This is a genomic window from Paenibacillus piscarius, from assembly GCF_022234545.1.
GTDB lineage: Bacteria > Bacillota > Bacilli > Paenibacillales > Paenibacillaceae > Paenibacillus_AQ > Paenibacillus_AQ piscarius.
The window spans coordinates 12515-29436 of the sequence record NZ_JAIEUI010000013.1; the positions used below are offsets into that span (position 1 = coordinate 12515).

The window sequence follows — 16922 nt, forward strand, 5'->3', positions numbered from 1 at the left end:
AGGGCTTCCGCAGCTTAATCATGCAGAATCCGCTCGCGGTATTTGCTCGGCGTGCAGTTGAATACTTTGCGGAACTGGCGGGAGTAATAATTCTGGTCGTGAAACCCGCTGTCCAGAGCTACCTGGGAGATGGAGAGGTCCGGGCTCCGCAGCAGCGTACAGGAATAATCCAGCCGCTTGCGGATGACATAATCCATCGGCGTAGTCTGGTAGTTGCGGGTGAAGACCCTCAGGAACTGGCGGGTCGACATATAGGCCATATCCGCCATCGATTGCAGGGTGACCGGCTGCAGGAAATGCTCCTCGATGTAGGTGACCGTCTCGCCGATCCGCAGCGCCTTGTTGTCTTCAAGCCCGCTGCTGTTCTGATAATACCGGGAGAGCAGGCCGACCAGGGCGGTAAAATAAGTGCGGATCATCAGCCGGTATCCCTCAGGCTGCCGGTCATGCTCTCCGAGAATGATATCAAGCAGGCGCGTAGCCTCCCGGAGCTGGCCGGTATCCAAGGTGAGCATCCCCTTGAAATACATCTCCTTCCGGTAGAAGGGCTCGATGTAAAACAAGGCCTGAAAGCCGGGCAGCAGCCTAAGCTCAGACTGCTGCAGCAGCTGCTCGGGCTGGAACATCACGTTTACATATTCGATGCCGTCCACATTTTTGTATCCGTGGGACACATCCTGATGAATCAGAAACACCTGTCCGGCGGAAACCGGATATTCCCTCCCTTCGATGATATGAACGGCGTTCCCCGACAGAATAACGACCAGCTCCGAGAAGTCATGGCGGTGGACATAGTAATCATGGGTCAGCGGGCATTTCTGGATTCTGAAGGTAAATCCGGGCTCCAGCCCGATGTCCCGCGCGAATAGTTTGGTTGTCATGGCAATATTATGCTAAAAGTGGTCGGGATCGTCAAGGCGGGCACCTCCGGGCTGCGTTACCCTTAGAGTGCGGAGGCACTGCCTGGCTTAAGCCGGGCGGGCTAACCTGCATGATAGTCAGGAGGGGGAAGCATGCTGCAATTATTAACGGATATGATGATGACCAGGAAAATAAGACACTCTGCGGATATCCGCATTCTGTTTCTCGGAGACAGCATTACGGCTGACGGCCTGTACATCCGGCTGGCGGAGGAATGGCTGAGCAGGCACCGCCCGGATGCGCCGCTGAAGCTGCTCGCACGCGGTGTTCCCAGTGAGACCGCCTCCGGGCTCAGCGAAGCGGACCATCCCTTTCCCCGGCCCTGTATTCACGATAGACTGGCCACAGAACTGGCGGAAGCCGCTCCAGATATAGTTATCGCCTGCTACGGTATGAATGACGGCATCTATCATCCCTTTAGTGAGGCCCGGTTTGCGGCTTATCAGAGCGGAATGCGGCGGCTCTCCATACGGATCTCTGAAGCCGGGGCCAAAGTGATTCTGCTGACACCGCCGCCCTTCGACGCCGTATCGATGAAGGGGCCGCTGCAGCCGGAGGCTGCTGCTGATTTCAGCTATTCGGCCCCTTACGAAGCCTACGACAAGGTATTGGAGCGCTATGCAGACTGGCTGCTGTCCGGAGGCTGTCCTGCGGATGGCGTGATTGACATGCGTACGCCGCTGCTTGGACACATCCGGCAAGCAAGGTCAGCTGACAGCTCGTACAGCTATGGAGACGGCATTCATCCGGACGCCTCCGGCCACCGGGCGATGGCACGGGTGCTCCTGCAGGAGCTGTTCCAGGCAGGACCGGATGTACTGGCAGATACAGAGGACCCCGGAGACCCTGCCTGCCCAAAGGCGGATTGACAAGCAAAATCGCCCGGGATTATGATAAGTTCACCCTAAGAGCGGGAGAGAGAACCCATGAATATACTTCAGACGATCCGTTCGCGCAAATATCTGCAGCGGATTCTGCTCAGCTTCATGCTTGTTGTTGCTACTCTGGCTGCTGCTTCGCTGCTGCTGAATGCCAGCGCCCGCGGCAAGGTGCTCAGTCTGCAGAACGAAGCCGACGTTAAGCTGCTGACCCAAATCAACTACAATATAGAGAACATGAACGGCATCGTGAAGGATTTGGCCGTATCTCTGTACAATGACGAAGAGCTGATTGCCCTGAAATCAGGTGCCGATTACCGGCAGAGCATTCTGAAGATCGAACGGCTGAACCAGACGGTAGCCTCGTCCCCGTACCTGCACGCGGCCATTTTTTACAACGGAGCCCAGCACCGGTTCTTCTCATCGCTCAATCATGACATTAACAACAGCCTCCTATACAGTGCCCTGGAGGATTATATGGCCTCCCGGCCGGATGTGCCGCGGCTGCAGCTCATTCCTCTGGATCTGGACGGAAAGAACGAGAGCATTGACGTATTTGCTTTTTTCATTTATGACGGCGACTCCCTTGGTTCCATCAATGATAATGTGCTGATTCTGACGGTAAAGCCGGGGTGGATGCTGGATAACATGAAAGCGCTTAACCAGGTGGCCGAGCGGGAGAAGGATGTACTCTTTGTCACCGACAGTGAGGGTGAAGTGCTGATGTCTACCGACGGAATGCTCCCGGAAGGGCTCAACATCAGGGCGGATTTGCTGCTGCGGATTGCTGCCTCCGGACAGGCGCTGGATTCGTTTAATTACACGCATGGCGACAGGAAGTATAAGGTCACCTACCTGAGCAAGACGCTGAACAACTGGCAGATTATCAGCATGCAGGATTACAATGACGTGCTGGGCAGTGTCCGGCAGATGCGCTGGACAGAGGTGGCGGTCACGCTGTCTGTAGTCGTGCTCGCTGTTATGCTGTCCGTACTTTTCGCGCTGCGGCTCTATAAGCCGGTCGGGCAGCTGTTGACGCTGGTTCCGCAGGAGGGCCGCAGCCTGCCGCAGGGGAAGGATGAGCTGTCACTGATTGCGGCTAATGTAACGGAGATGATCGGCAAGCTGAAGGGGCTGGAGCAGGAACGGGCCTCACAGTCGAATATCGCCAAGGTCTACCAGCTGCGGAGCCTGATCGGGGCCAGCCAGAGCGTGGACGAACAGACGCTGTTGCAGCTCAGGCAGCAGTACGGGATTGACATCGCTTATCCGTCGCCGCTCAGGCTCGCCCTGGTGCAGATCGATGATCTGCAGGGGCTTGCCGCAGGACAGGGCGCGCAGATGGAAGCCCTGCTGTACTTCGCCATCGCCAACATCGGCCAGGAGCTGCTGCGTGCGGTAGGCTCCTGCGAAGCTGCGGATATGAAAAGCGGGCATCTGGTCTTCCTGGTTGGCAGCGGAACTGCCGGAACCGAGGCGCTTGCCAAGCTGGAGGAGCGCTTCAGGGAGCTTCAGCAGACGATTTTTGCTTATTATCACATTACCTTCACGGTTACGCTGAGCGAAGTGTTTGAGGACTACCGCAGCATTACACAGCATTACAATCTGGCCGTGCGCCATTCCAATTACCGGATGATCTTCGGCAAGGGAGCGGTGCTTGAGCCGGAGCAGCTCCGGGAGAACGAACAGAATGACATGCTGCAGATTCCGCTGGAGCTGGAACGGCAGCTGACGGAAGGGCTGAAGGGCGGGGATCTGGCCGAGACGGAGCTGGCAATCACCAGATGGAGGACACTGATCGGCGGCTTCAGCTACGAGAATATGTTCTCGGCTGTGCTGCATCTGGCGGTGACCCTGAGCAACACGCTGGGTGAGATGAATAATCACAATATCAATCCCGTGTCCGTCAACCTGCAGGCAATCAACAGGCGGATTCTGGAGAAGGAGACGCTGGATGAGATTGAGGCCGTACTGCTGGAGGTGGTGCGCGAGGTGGCGGAGCAGCGCCGCAACGGGCGCGAGGACAAGAACCGGCTGCTGGCAGAAACGGTCAAAGAAATCATCGACAAGCATTACGCCGATCCCGATCTCAATGTGCAGCGGATCGCTGACATGCTGAAGATGAGCTCCGTCTATCTGGGGCAGATGTTCAAGGCACAGGAAGGGGTGACCGTAGTCGACCAGATCAATACGGCACGCCTGGCCTATGCCAGAGAATACCTGGAGCAGAAGGATCTGACGGTAACGGAAATCATGGAACGTGTAGGCTTCGGCAATGAGAGTTATTTTTACCGCTTGTTCAAACGACGTTATGGAACAACACCGAAGGAGTACCGGCTCAAATCGGCAATTGACCGCAGCAAATAACGCGAAACCCTCATACTTGTGCCAGGCCCGCTAATGAATGTATTTCATTGGCGGGCTTTTTTTGAAGCATTGCCCTGCCAAACAGAAATCCGGGAACTATACAGCCCCGTTGTACAGCAATCCTGCGATTGTACAGTACCGCTGCAGCCTGCTTCCGCGCTATTCTAAGGCCATGCAAAGCCTGAACACAGGCAGCCGTTAACGAAGGAAAGGAAGGGGCTTTGGTTATGATCAAGAACGCTTCACTTACGGGGCAAGGGGCACAAGCGGGTGCGCCGCCGGACAAACGCAGAAAGACCTGGATCAGAAATGAGCTGCATCATTTCAAGAACAACCGGGAGCTGTTCCTGCTCTCGCTGCCTGGGATATTGTACAAACTGATTTTTGCCTATATTCCCATGATCGGCCTGATTATCGCCTTCAAAAATTACCGATATGATCTGGGCATCTTCGGCAGCAAATGGGTGGGGCTGGATAACTTCCGCTACCTGTTCACCACCGACACGGCCTGGCGGATTACCCGCAACACGGTTCTATATAACACCGCTTACATTCTGGTAGGCACCTCGGCGGCTCTGCTGCTGGCGATTCTGCTGAACGAAATCAAGGCCAAGTGGAGCAAGTTCTACCAAACCGCACTGTTCCTGCCGCATTTTCTCTCCTGGGTGCTGGTAGGGTATGTGGCGTACGCGTTTCTGAACCATTCGGACGGCTTCATCAACCGCACGCTGGAATCGTTCGGCCTGGAGCCGGTGAGCTGGTACCAGAATGCCGGACCGTGGCCAATCATCCTCATTCTGGTGCAATTATGGAAGGTGGTCGGCTTCAACACACTGATTTATTTTGCCGGCATCATCGGAATCAACAGTGAATATTACGAAGCCGCCCGGATCGACGGGGCAACCAAGGTGCAGATGGCCTTCAAAATCACGATTCCGCTCATGGCTCCGATCATTATCATCATGCTGATTCTCTCGATCGGCAACATGTTCCGCGGCGACTTCGGCCTGCATTATTTTATCCCGAACAACTCCGGTTTTCTCTACGGCTCTACCGATATCATTGATACTTATGTGTACCGTGCACTGCGTGAAGTCGGCAATGTGAGCATGTCTGCGGCTACAGGCTTCTACCAGTCGGTGGTTGGTCTGGTGCTGGTGCTGACGGCGAACGGAATTGTGCGCAAGGTAGATCCGGATAACTCTCTATGGTAAGGAGGTGCCAGAATGGCCCGAAAATTCGAATTCTCCAAATTGTTCATTAACCTGCTGTTCATCGTGCTGTCGCTGGTGGTCATCCTGCCGTTCCTGCTGGTCGTTGCTGTATCGCTGACGGATGAGAAGTCGCTGACCGCGAACGGGTACCAATTTATCCCTGAATCGTTCAGTCTGGATGCCTACCGCTATCTGCTGGATGCCCCGGATGTCCTGTTCCGCGCTTACGGGGTGACCTTCACGGTGACCATCACCGGTACGGTGGTTGGACTGCTGCTGACCGCAATGACCGCGTACGTGATTTCCCGGCAGGATTACCGTTATAACCGCGCGACCACCTTTTATGTGTTTTTTACGATGCTGTTCAGCGGGGGACTTGTTCCCTCCTACATTCTCATCACACAGTACCTGCATCTGAAGGACAGTCTGTGGGCGCTCATTCTGCCGATTCTGCTGTCACCGTTCAATATCATGGTCATGAAGGGGTTCATGTCGAAGATCCCGCTCGAAATTATTGAATCCGCCAAAATTGACGGGGCGCGGGAGTTCCGCATCTTCTTCCGGATTATCCTCCCGTTGTCCACACCGGCGCTGGCTACACTGGGCCTGCTGATCTCCTTCACATACTGGAACGAATGGTTCAACGCGATGCTCTATATCGATGATCCGAACAAGGTGCCGCTGCAGCTGCTGCTCGTGCGGACGCTCAACAGCATTGAGTTTCTCACCACGAATGCGGAATTTACCGGCCAGCTTGGCATCGATTTGTCCAGCTTCCCTAACAGTTCGGCACGGATGGCGATTGCTGTGCTGGCGGGCGGTCCGATGCTGGTGATCTTCCCGTTTTTTCAGCGGTTTTTCGTCAAAGGGCTTACGGTTGGCTCCCTAAAGGGTTAACATACAATCATGTACAAAGTACAGGAGGTCACACACATGAGAAAAAGGCTGTCTGGAGTTCTGGCATCTGTATTGCTCACAGCATCGGTGCTGTCCGGCTGCGGTGGCAACGGCAATGGTAACGGGGGGAATGCAAGCGGCGGTGAGAGCACGGGGACACCGTCTGCCCAAAGTGCGGCACCGGAATCGGGAAATGCCGGGGAGCTGAAGCCGGTAGAGCTGACGTGGTATTATCCGATCTCACAGCTGCAGGCCGATCAGCAGAAGGTGCAGGATGAAGTCAACAAGATCGTCAAGGAGAAGATCAACGCTACAGTCAAGCTGATGCCGGTGGCCATCGGGGATTATGTGCAGAAGATGAACACGGTGCTGGCGGCAGGCGAGAAATTCGACATTCTCTGGACCGGATACATGCTGAAGCCGGAGGAGCTGGTGCGTAAAGGCGCCATTCAGCCGATGGATGCGCTGCTGGATCAATATGCGCCGGAGCTGAAGGCCGATGTGCCGCAGGTCATGTGGGACGGACTGTCCGTAGACGGGGAAATTTACGGCATTCCGAACCAGCAGATTAACGGCTCCCGTTACGGATTCATCATCCAGAAGCGTTTTGCCGACAAGTACAAACTGGATACCGCCTCCATCAAAAAGATTGCCGACATCGAGCCGTTCCTGGCCCAGATTAAGCAAAATGAGCCGGATATCATTCCCTTCGGCACCTTCGGCAATTCCTTTATTAATCCGCAGTCGCATGATGACCAGTACTGGGTAGTGCCGGGCCTCGACGACCACTTCTATATCAAAACAGATGATCCAAGCTATACGCTGCACCGCTACCCGGAGGAAGAACTCGACAATTTCCGTCTGGCCAGCAAGTGGTATAAGGCAGGATACATCTACAAGGATGCGGCTACCGAAAAAATGAACGATTACCTGGCCAAAGGCCGGATCGCTGTGGATTTCAACGTCACGCTGAAGCCGGGGGTTGAAGCGGAGGTTATGGCGAAGAACGGCGGCAATGAGGTGATCACGGTTCCGCTCAGCGACTGGTTCTCGAACGGCTACTCAGCGACCACCAACCAGTCGATCAGCCGCACGGCTCCCAACCCGGAACGTGCCATGATGCTGCTGAATCTGATCAATACCGATAAAGAGCTGTACAATCTGATCTGTAACGGTATTGAAGGGGTTCACTATGAGAAGACAACGGGAGATTACATCAAGGCCCTGCCGGATTCCCGGTATCTGCCGAATATGGACTGGGTTTTTGGCAGCGTATTCAACTCATACCTGAAGGAAGGCCAGCCTGAGAACGTCTGGGAAGAGACCAAAAAGATCAATTCCGATTCCGAGGTCAACCCGGTCGGCGCCTTCAAATTCAATTCCGAGCCGGTCAATACCGAGATCGCCAACCTGAACGCCGTGTGGGGTGAATATAAGCGCGGGCTTGTGACCGGAACACTCGATTTTGATGAAACCTGGCCTGTCCTGTACGGCAAGCTGAAGGAAGCGGGCGAAGAGAAGTATGTGGCTGAGGTCACCAAGCAATTCGAAGCATTTCTTAAGGAAAAGGGCTTGAAGAAGTAAACGGACAGAGTAGATAACGATAATACCGGAGGATACAGGAGGAACCTGCTGCTCAGGGACGGCTTTGCCATAGCTTAGGTGTTGGCCGGGCCGTCCCTATTTTAATCCGAAAGGAGAAGAGGAGCTTTGGTGAAAAAAAGATTGCTTGCCGCGCTGATGGCTGGTCTGCTGGTCTTGACGATTCCCGTTCCGTCTTTTAGAGCTACTGTATCTGCGGAGGAGGTATCCCCCGGAATTTCCTTTTATGTATCTGTTAATGGAAGCGATTCCAATGCTGGGACGCTGAATGCCCCGTTCAAGAGTCTTGAGAAGGCGCGCGATACGATCCGTACGCTGAAGGCGGAGGAAGGATTGCCGGAGGGCGGAGTTACCGTGTATCTGCGCGAAGGCCGGTATGAACGGACCAGCAGCTTCGAGCTGCGGGAGCAGGATTCCGGCGAGGCGGATAAGCCGATTACGTATACAGCATATCCTGGAGAGTCCGTCATTCTCTCTGGCTCGGAGAAGCTTGAGAAGTCAGCGTTTGTTCCGGTGACGGATAGCTCCGTGCTCAGCCGGATCATCAGTCCAGAGGCCAGAACGAAGGTGCTGGAGGCGGATCTCGCCGGTCTCGGCATTACCGATTACGGTGAGCTCAGCCGCCACGGCTATTATCTGGCTAATGACCTGAGCAAGGTCCCGCCGATGGAGCTGTATGTGGCCGGAGAGGGCATGACACTGGCCCGCTGGCCGAATGAAGGCACGGTCCAGATGGATGAGATTCTTGATCCCGACCCGCAAGGACCCGAACGGGGAGGTGCATACACGCGGAGGTACCTTCACCTATACGTATGACCGTCCGCAATACTGGACGCAGGCCGACGACATCTGGCTGGACGGGATCTTCGGCTACAGCTGGGAGTGGTCGTATAATAAGATTGCTTCCATTGATACCGCAGCCAAAAGCATCACCCTCCGCTACGGCGAAATGAGCGGTATCTTCAAGAACTGGTACCCGGATTTCCACTTCGCGCAGAACCTGCTGGAGGAGATCGACATGCCCGGCGAATATTATATTGACCGCCAGGCCGGGAAGCTGTACTTTCTGCCCAATGCCGGTTTTGCCGCCTCAGCGGACCCGGATATTGAAGTCACGATGCTGAAGACACCGATGATCAACGCGCTGAACGCCTCGTACATTGACTTCTCGGAGCTGGTGCTGGAGAACGGCCGTGATTCGGCAGCGGTGTTCATGGGCGGCAAGCAGCTGCGTATCCTGAACAGCGAGATCCGCAATTTCACCAACAGCGGAGTGCTGGTCAATACACAGAGCCGATTTTACTACAATAATTTTGAAGGGGCACCGGGGACAGACCATGCGATTCTCAGCACCCATATCCACCATATCGGGGGGACTGCGGTCACGCTGGCCGGAGGCAACAAAACCACGCTTGCTCCGGGAAACAACAGGGTGGAGAATTCGCATATTCACGATTTTGCCTACTATCACAAAGCCTATAATCCCGGGGTATTGCTGTCGGGCGTGGGCAACCGCATGTCGCACAATGAGCTGCATGACGCGCCGCATCCCGGCGTGCTGATCTTCGGCAATGACCATACTGTGGAATATAACGAGATTTATGATGTCTGCACAACCTTCTCCGATCTCGGAGCGATCTACATGAACGCAGGGGAGCAGCCCCATGAGCGGGGCACGGTGATCCGGCGCAACTATTTCCATAACATCGGCGAGAGTAAAGCAGGGGTAGAGGGCGTGTATCCCGACAACTTCACGATGGGGCTGACGATTGACGAGAATATTTTCTACAAGATGGGCAATTCGGCGATTAAAAATAACGGCGGTGCCCATATCCTGACCCGCAACAATATCTTCATTGACAGCAAAATTCCGTACGACTATGCGGATATGTTCCTGGGCGATGAGCCGGACGATCAGGTGCCGCTGAATTACATGCCGAAGTGGCAGGCGCTGTTCGCGGCAAATAATAACTTCACCGGAACACCTTATCTGGCCAAGTATCCCGAGCTGGCGGATTTCTTCATGGAGAACCGTTATTATCCTGACACCAACACGTTCCAGGGAAATGTCATTTATAATCCGTCGGTTCCGCGCAGTGTAACAACCAATGTGTATGGCGCGTACGACAAATTCGGGCTGGTGCAGTATGCGAACAACTGGGTTACTGCGGGTGATCCTGGCTTCATCGATCTGGCGGGCGGCGATTTGTCACTGCGGCCGGATGCGGACGTATACGATATGATTCCCGGCTTCCCGGAGATTCCTTTTGCTGAGATCGGCGTCACCGGTAAGGCAGGCACGACAGCCGGTGCGGACAGTTATCCCGTGCAGGAGGTAAGTGTCTATGACAGCGAAATTACTGTAGACCGCTGGAAAACGCTGAAGCTGCGCACGGCGGTGCTCCCCTGGAATGCGGATAATCCCGCGTTGACCTTCACTTCGGCGGATCCGGCTATCGCGTCCGTGGATCAGGCCGGTATTGTGACCGGCCGGGCGGTGGGGACCACGGTGATCACGGTGTCTTCAGCAGAGAATTCGCTGCTGAGTGCCACGGTTACCGTTCATGTGGAGGCCGGCGATGGCGTGATGGACTTCACGGATTTTGAATCCGGTGCGAACGGCTGGCTGCAGGATGCCAACCGCAGCATCGAGAAGATTGGAACGAACCGCTGGTACAAGATTCTGAACGGAGCCTCGTCGCTTAGCCCCAAATCCTTCTCCGACTATGAGCTGAGCTTCAAGCTGAAGACCCCGGCGGTGATGGGCGATAATGCGACTCTGTATATCTTCGACCGTCAGGCCGGAAGCGGCTCTACCCGGATCGGCTATAAGACCCGCGCGGACGGAAGCTCCGCCTGGCTGCTGTACAATTCTGCCTGGACGGTGCTGAAGGAAGTGAAGCTGCCGGGGCATGACCTGCAGCCGGATACGGAGTATACGGTCCGTATGCTGGTAAAGGGCGGCGACATCAGCGTCTATCTGGACGGAGCGTTCCGCCTGAAGGGCACTGACCCGGGTCATAATGCGGAAGGGAAGGTCGGCTTCTATGTCGCGGGTGTCAGCCAGATGCACTTCGATGACATTCAGTTCAAGGAGCTGACTACTACGCTGGCCGGGATTATCCCGGCGGAGGGAGCGGTGCGGCTGGCCGCCGGGGAGCAGCGGCAGCTGCAGGTCTCCTTCGATCCTGCGGATACGCCGGATACAGAGGTGACCTGGCAGTCCGCCAACCCGGCGGTGGCAACAGTTGATCAGACCGGAGTGGTCAGCGCTGTGTATGAAGGGGATACGGTAATCACCGCTGTGTCGGTGGTGAATCCGCAGATCAAAGCCGAGATTGCCGTAACGGTCTCCAATATCATGCATGAGACGAACTTCGAGAACGGCGGCAACGGCTGGCCGGTCGACCCGAACCGCAGCATTGCTGCTGACCCGGACGGCAACCGCAGATATAAGCTGCTGAACGGTGCCACTGGATTGCTTGACCGCAGCTTCACGTCCTATCAGCTGGATTTCAAGCTGAAGACACCGGCCGCTATGCCGGATAACGGCATCCTGTACATCTTCGACCGCCAGGACAGCTCCGGCTCCACCCGGATCGGGTACCGGACCCGGGCAGATGGATCTTCGGCCTGGATCTTGTATGACACGGCCTGGCAGAAGCTGACCGAGACGGTGCTGCCGGGACATGACCTGCAGCCGGATACGGAGTACGCGGTCAGAGTTACGGTCAAGGACGGCGATATCGCCGTATCCGTGGACGGCGCACCCAGACTGTCCGGCAGCGATCCCGGCCACCGGCCATCCGGCAAGGTGGGGTTCTACACCAGCGGCTTCGCCTACATGCTGTTCGATGACATTACGTTCTCGGTGCTGCCATAGAGCAGGCTGGCGCTCTTCCTTTCTGGGAGGGCGCTCTTTTGTGTTGTTTAGAACTGAACCCAATAAGCGACGCGAGGGCATCTGGACCGGATGTGGTCGAAAAACCGACCACATTCGGCGTGGCAGAGGCGCGTGAGCGGGATGTGGTCGAAAAACCGACCACATTCGGCGTGGCGGAGGCGCGTGAGCGGGATGTGGTCGAAAAACCGACCACATTCGGCGTGGCGGAGGCGCGTGGGCGGGATGTGGTCGAAAAACCGACCACATTCGGCGTGGCGGAGGCGCGTGAGCGGGATGTGGTCGAGTTTAATTTCTAACCTCAACGTATACTCTTCCTGTACTTCTCCGGTGAGATCCCTTTAAGCTTCTTGAACATCTGGCTGAAATAGGAGGGGGAGAGGCCGCCGACCTCCATGGCGATCTCCCCGACAGACTTGTCTGTATTGGCAAGCAGAATACAGGCTTCACGGACACGACGCTGCACAATATACTCGGAGAGGGTAATGCCGGCATACTGCTTAAAGAGATGAGAGATGTGGTAAGGGGACAAATGCATGTGAGCGGCGAGTGCTTCAAGACTGAAGGGCTCCCTGTAATGCGCCTCCAGCCATTCGGTAATCCGCCCGACATGTGAGCCCCCGCGTGACTGGTTCTGAGAGGCTTCGGCCAGTACACCGGACATGCGCTGCTGAAGCAGCCGGATCAGCTGAAGCAGCAGAAACCCGGTATGTTCTTCTGTGTCCCCGGCCGAGCTGTTCATATATTGATGTAATTCCTCCAGCAGCTCAGGGATGCGGCTGTCCTGCATGTCATACATAACCGGCTTCGGCAGGCTGCCCTTCCATATGCTGCGGAAGAACTTGTCCATATACGGAAAAGCGGAAAGATAGTGCTCCATAAAACCGGGGTCGAAGGTAAGGTTGGTCCGGAGATAGGAACGGCCTTCTTCCTGTGGAACGTGCACACGGTGCAGTTGATAGGGCTGGAACCAGACCAGCGTATGATCACGGATCGGGTAGGTCTCATTCTCGGCCATAATTTCGCCGTGACCGCTGTAGATATACAGCATTTCAATTCCCCTGTGCGCGTGAAACCAGTGAGCTTCCACATCTTCAGACTTATAATTATACATAAACAATCCGGGCTCCAGTCCCTGAGGCGGAGAATCATTCCTGTTCATGACAGACTCCTCTGTGAAGCTATTGTTGCTTCCAGTATAGCATACGAACAGGCAGGCCCCTTCCAGGAGCCTGCCTGCCGTTCAAATATAATGCTTAACGCCCGTACCAGTACCCCGGCACTCCCCGCTCCAGACGGAGCAGCGCCTCCAGGAAGAAATAATCGCCCCAGATCACGAAATCATCAGGCGCGGAATTCCCTCTGACTGAATAAGAACCGTGGCGGAGGAAGCCTTCCTCCGTGAGGTCGCCTGCGGTAAAGTAGTTCTTCACCAGTGAATCCATAGACTGCTGCACCGCTTCATCCAACAAGGCGCGATCCGGGTGACTTTCCGGCAAATGCTCCAGCAATTCAAGAACACCGCACACAAAGATGGCTGAAGCCGAGCTGTCGCGCGGAGATCCCTCCTCCTGCGGAGCGTCGAAATCCCAGTAGGCCACATGATCAGCCGGGAGATGCTCCAGGAAATGAAGGGCCAGTCTTCTTGAGGTTTCAAGGAAACGTTCCTCCCGTGTATAACGGTAAGCTAATGCAAAGCCGTAAACTCCCCAGGCCTGACCCCGTGTCCAGGTTGATCCGTCCTGATAGCCTTGTGCGGTTCCTCCGCGGATGGCGTTTCCGTTCTCCTGGTCAAAATAAAACGTATGATAGGAGGAATCATCCCCTCTGACCAGGAACCGGCGGCTCTTCTCCGCATGGATCGTGGCACAGTCGGCATAGCGGCGGTCCCCGGTCTGCTCTGCGGCAAAGTAGAGCAGCGGCAGGTTCATCAGGCAGTCAATAATGATGCGTCCGCCGTTATCCGGGTCTCCTTCCGGCCCCCAGGCCTGAAAGATCCGGGAAGCCGGACGCCAGCGCTTCATCAGAACCTCTGCTGCTTGCAGTGCCAGCTGGCGGGAGGCTTCATCCTGTTCGGCGATCCAGCGGGCCTTGGCGGACAGCGAATAGAGGAAGCCAATGTCGTGATGCTCCAGCGCCTGCTGTGCCTCCATACGTCTCCGGAAGGAATCTACGGTTTGGACCGCAGCGGCATGAATGTCCGGGTCCTTGCTGTATTCGTAGCTCAGCCACAGAATTCCCGACCAGAAGCCTTCCGTCCAGTCCTTCTGGTCTGTTAAATGGTATTTGCCGTCTCCAAAGCTCACAATCGGAAAAGCCTCTCCAAAACGCTTAATGTTCAGGCGGGTGGTGATGAGCGTCTGTTCAATGACCGGCTTCCAGTCCATCATAATAACCTCCATATTATCGCTGAATTGTTCCCTAAGATTATTATAAATCAGGAGATCTATTGGTTTGTTGTGCTCATCTATAGCTATATTGCGGTTTTCGGTTAACCTCTAAGTAATTATTTTTTTTAATGGTTCTGTGCCTTGAATGTGATAAGGAATATCTATTACCATTTTATGTATCAAAGCTTTGCTGAACTATTAAAGGAGATGAATCCTTATAATCACTCAACTATTCCCCCTTCTTCACAAACCTGCACTCTGGCAGCGCAGCAATGAACCGTTCTGGGATGACGACCATATCTCGAAAAATATGCTGCAGGCTCATCTGCACCCGGACTGGGAAGCGGCCAGCCGCAGGCACGAGGATATTGATCGTTCTGTAGAATGGTTAAGCCGCCTGATCCCGCCCGGGAGCAGCATCCTTGACCTTGGCTGTGGCCCGGGGCTGTATACGGAGCGTCTTGCGACACTGGGATATGACGTAACCGGTCTGGACATCTCCAGGCGCTCTATCGCCTATGCACAGGAGCATGATAGGCAGAGCCAATACCTGTATAAGAATTATCTGGAGCTGGATTATACCGAAGCCTTCGATATGATTACCTTGATCTATTGCGATTATGGCGCACTTACACAGAGTGAGCGGCATGCTCTGCTGGGCAAGGTGCACCGTGCATTAAAGCCCGGAGGTTTGTTTATTATGGATGTATTTACGCATCAGACGATCCGGAGTAAGCAGGATAGTACTTCGTGGTCGGCGCAGCCGGACGGCGGCTTTTGGCACACGGAACCGCATATCTGTCTGGAAGCAGCTTATTATTACGAGGACCATACGGTAGAGGCCCGGCAGACTGTCGCAGTAACTGCAAATGAGCTTCACCAGTACTTGATCTGGAACACGGTCTATACCCGGGAGACCCTTGCCGCTGAAGTGTTGCCATGGGGCTTCCAGGTAGACAGTGTTTATGATGATAGCTGCGGCAGTCCGTATACCGGTGAGGCAGACACGCTGTGTTTTGTACTAAGGAAGTGATTCTCCGCCGTATTACCCCTCTGATGCCGTGATCAGGTCATACACCTTACTCAAATTTGTCTTGAAATAGGTAGTAAAGTACCAAGCCCGGTATTCTTCCGGTATGGTGAGCTCTTCAATGCTGCGCTGGTTCTGAACCGCTTCAGTTACCATTGTAATGATTCTGCTGATGTAACCCTTCACGTCCTGAAGCTGTCGCAGGGAGCAGACTTCACCATGCCCCGGTATAATCGTCTCCACATCCAGCGATTCAATCTGCTCCAGAATGCTCAGCCACTCGTGAGGGTTGGCATTGGCCAGCACCGGGTGGTGGTTCGAGAGCACAAGGTCTCCGATAACGACCACTTTATCCTCCGGGAGGTACACTATGGCATCGCTTAGCGTGTGTCCTCCGCCGTATGTAATGAGCTGCGCGCTGCGGTTGCTGCCGTGAATAGTCATCTGCTGATCAAAAGTCACGCTCGGCACCGTATGCACCAGCTGCGGCAGCATGTTCACGAATTCACGGTCCGTTGCATTCTCCCACGCCAATTCCCGCTGCAGCTTAGGATCCGTCTCCTGCCCGCATTGCAATTCAGCTTCCCCGATCGACTCCAGCATCTTCTCCCGGTTGTTCTGGTATTGGGCTACCCGGTCTCGGGCAAAGGTATTCATCATCTCATAGGTGCCCGATGTTGCAATCAGCTTAGCTCCAGGGACAAACACCTGGTTGCCGGAGGTATGATCGCTATGCCAATGCGTGTTCATTACATAGGTCACAGGATTTCCTGTGAGGTGTTCAGCGGCAGCCTTCAAATCCTGCGCCGCCTCCAGTGTCGCGAATGTATCCACTACCAGCGTTGTGCCTCCCAGGTCAATGATTGCCGCATTAGCCAGTGAACCTGTGCCTGGAACAGCAACTGCTGCAACTACGCTATCGGCCACACCATGCAGCCGGAAATGCCTGGAGCCTGTAAAAGATTCAATTCTGTTTCGCATAGTAATCTCTCCCTTCCAACATGGGAATATACTATACGCTATAAGAGTCCGACAGACAATATTTTTCTGAATTTCCTCCTGACTTCCGGTTAATTGGCGATATTCGAAGAGCTTGCGTACGGTTCAGCAGCAGCCGGGCGGCCGGATAAGAGGAGCACAGTGCCCCACAGTACTTTGACGGCAAGATCCGCATAGACCAGGGCGTGAAAAGACAGCTCCGGCCATACCATCCCCGCCACAGCATTAGCGCTTAGCAGGACGGCCAGCAGGAACATGGAACGTCCATGCACCCAGGCCATGGGAATGAAATGAAGACCTATCGCCAAAAAAGCCCCCAGCCAGACCATCCGGTAATTGCCGTCTCCGAAGTGAGGACCGCCAACCAGCACCATAATTACAAACATAAGAATGATAGAGTAGAGAGTCATTTTACGCTGAAAAGCCGTCTGCGGCCCGTAGGACAGCCTGCGGTTGAGCGCTTTGCCGGTCAAGATTCCAAAGAACCCGGCCATATACCCGAGTGAAAATACCGGCATGGAGATCAGCTCGGCTCCCCCCGCAAGCAGCCCCGCAAACAGAATGGCGGCCACCCAGATCAGCCACAATCCGCACACTCTTTTATTCAGATAGCTTCTCCCCCGTACTTGTCTTCCGTCTGCCGTCATTGTCTTCTTCCCCTTATCGATAGATTTGTTGAGCTTTATCAGTATAGACAGATGAATCCGCTTGTTAACCCGCAAA

Annotated in this window: 14 protein-coding genes; 9 read left to right on the top strand and 5 right to left on the bottom strand. The window is 54.9% G+C overall.

The features are described 5' to 3' along the window. Positions 1 to 14: 14 nt before the first annotated feature. Complete coding sequence (locus K1558_RS19695; protein ID WP_238653364.1) at positions 15 to 881, bottom strand: helix-turn-helix domain-containing protein; 867 nt, start codon at positions 879 to 881, stop codon at positions 15 to 17. 132 nt (positions 882 to 1013) lie between these two features. Between K1558_RS19695 and K1558_RS19700 the strand changes: the two genes are divergently transcribed. The 8 genes from K1558_RS19700 to K1558_RS19735 all read left to right on the top strand — a co-directional run bounded on the left by K1558_RS19700 (position 1014) and on the right by K1558_RS19735 (position 12079). After that, positions 1014 to 1790, top strand: coding sequence for an SGNH/GDSL hydrolase family protein (locus tag K1558_RS19700; protein ID WP_238653365.1), 777 nt, complete (start codon positions 1014 to 1016; stop codon positions 1788 to 1790). Positions 1791 to 1847: 57 nt separating this feature from the next. Next, positions 1848 to 4166 (top strand): AraC family transcriptional regulator, encoded by a 2319-nt coding sequence (locus tag K1558_RS19705; protein WP_238653366.1) that lies wholly within the window; start codon positions 1848 to 1850, stop codon positions 4164 to 4166. A 227-nt stretch (positions 4167 to 4393) separates the two neighbouring features. Beyond that, a complete protein-coding gene (locus tag K1558_RS19710) occupies positions 4394 to 5380 on the top strand; it encodes an ABC transporter permease (RefSeq protein WP_238653367.1) in 987 nt (328 codons plus the stop codon). A 12-nt stretch (positions 5381 to 5392) separates the two neighbouring features. Beyond that, on the top strand, positions 5393 to 6277 hold the full coding sequence (locus K1558_RS19715) for a carbohydrate ABC transporter permease (protein ID WP_238653368.1): 885 nt from the start codon (positions 5393 to 5395) through the stop codon (positions 6275 to 6277). 36 nt (positions 6278 to 6313) lie between these two features. After that, positions 6314 to 7861: an ABC transporter substrate-binding protein gene (locus tag K1558_RS19720; protein ID WP_238653369.1), complete on the top strand. Its 1548-nt coding sequence runs from the start codon at positions 6314 to 6316 to the stop codon at positions 7859 to 7861. A 129-nt stretch (positions 7862 to 7990) separates the two neighbouring features. Then, positions 7991 to 8695 (top strand): hypothetical protein, encoded by a 705-nt coding sequence (locus K1558_RS19725; RefSeq protein WP_238653370.1) that lies wholly within the window; start codon positions 7991 to 7993, stop codon positions 8693 to 8695. Next, complete coding sequence (locus tag K1558_RS19730; RefSeq protein ID WP_238653371.1) at positions 8625 to 11762, top strand: Ig-like domain-containing protein; 3138 nt, start codon at positions 8625 to 8627, stop codon at positions 11760 to 11762. Before K1558_RS19725 ends, K1558_RS19730 begins: the two co-directional genes overlap by 71 nt. 38 nt (positions 11763 to 11800) lie before the next feature. Then, complete coding sequence (locus tag K1558_RS19735) at positions 11801 to 12079, top strand: hypothetical protein (protein ID WP_238653372.1); 279 nt, start codon at positions 11801 to 11803, stop codon at positions 12077 to 12079. A 2-nt stretch (positions 12080 to 12081) separates the two neighbouring features. Here the strand turns inward: K1558_RS19735 and K1558_RS19740 are convergent, their stop codons facing one another. Both K1558_RS19740 and K1558_RS19745 read right to left on the bottom strand, forming a co-directional pair. Beyond that, positions 12082 to 12942 (bottom strand): AraC family transcriptional regulator, encoded by an 861-nt coding sequence (locus K1558_RS19740; RefSeq protein ID WP_238653373.1) that lies wholly within the window; start codon positions 12940 to 12942, stop codon positions 12082 to 12084. 94 nt (positions 12943 to 13036) lie between these two features. After that, complete coding sequence (locus K1558_RS19745) at positions 13037 to 14170, bottom strand: glycoside hydrolase family 88 protein (RefSeq protein ID WP_238653374.1); 1134 nt, start codon at positions 14168 to 14170, stop codon at positions 13037 to 13039. A 310-nt stretch (positions 14171 to 14480) separates the two neighbouring features. On the opposite strand from K1558_RS19745, the gene K1558_RS19750 reads away from it, so the two are divergent. Further along, positions 14481 to 15203: a class I SAM-dependent methyltransferase gene (locus tag K1558_RS19750; protein WP_238653375.1), complete on the top strand. Its 723-nt coding sequence runs from the start codon at positions 14481 to 14483 to the stop codon at positions 15201 to 15203. A gap of 12 nt (positions 15204 to 15215) precedes the next feature. On the opposite strand, the gene K1558_RS19755 is transcribed toward K1558_RS19750, so the two are convergent. After that, complete coding sequence (locus K1558_RS19755; RefSeq protein WP_238653376.1) at positions 15216 to 16181, bottom strand: MBL fold metallo-hydrolase; 966 nt, start codon at positions 16179 to 16181, stop codon at positions 15216 to 15218. 89 nt (positions 16182 to 16270) lie between these two features. Continuing rightward, the gene (locus K1558_RS19760; protein ID WP_238653377.1) at positions 16271 to 16846 is read right to left on the bottom strand and encodes a DUF6609 family protein; all 576 of its coding nucleotides are present in this window, start codon (positions 16844 to 16846) and stop codon (positions 16271 to 16273) included. Positions 16847 to 16922 lie beyond the last annotated feature (76 nt).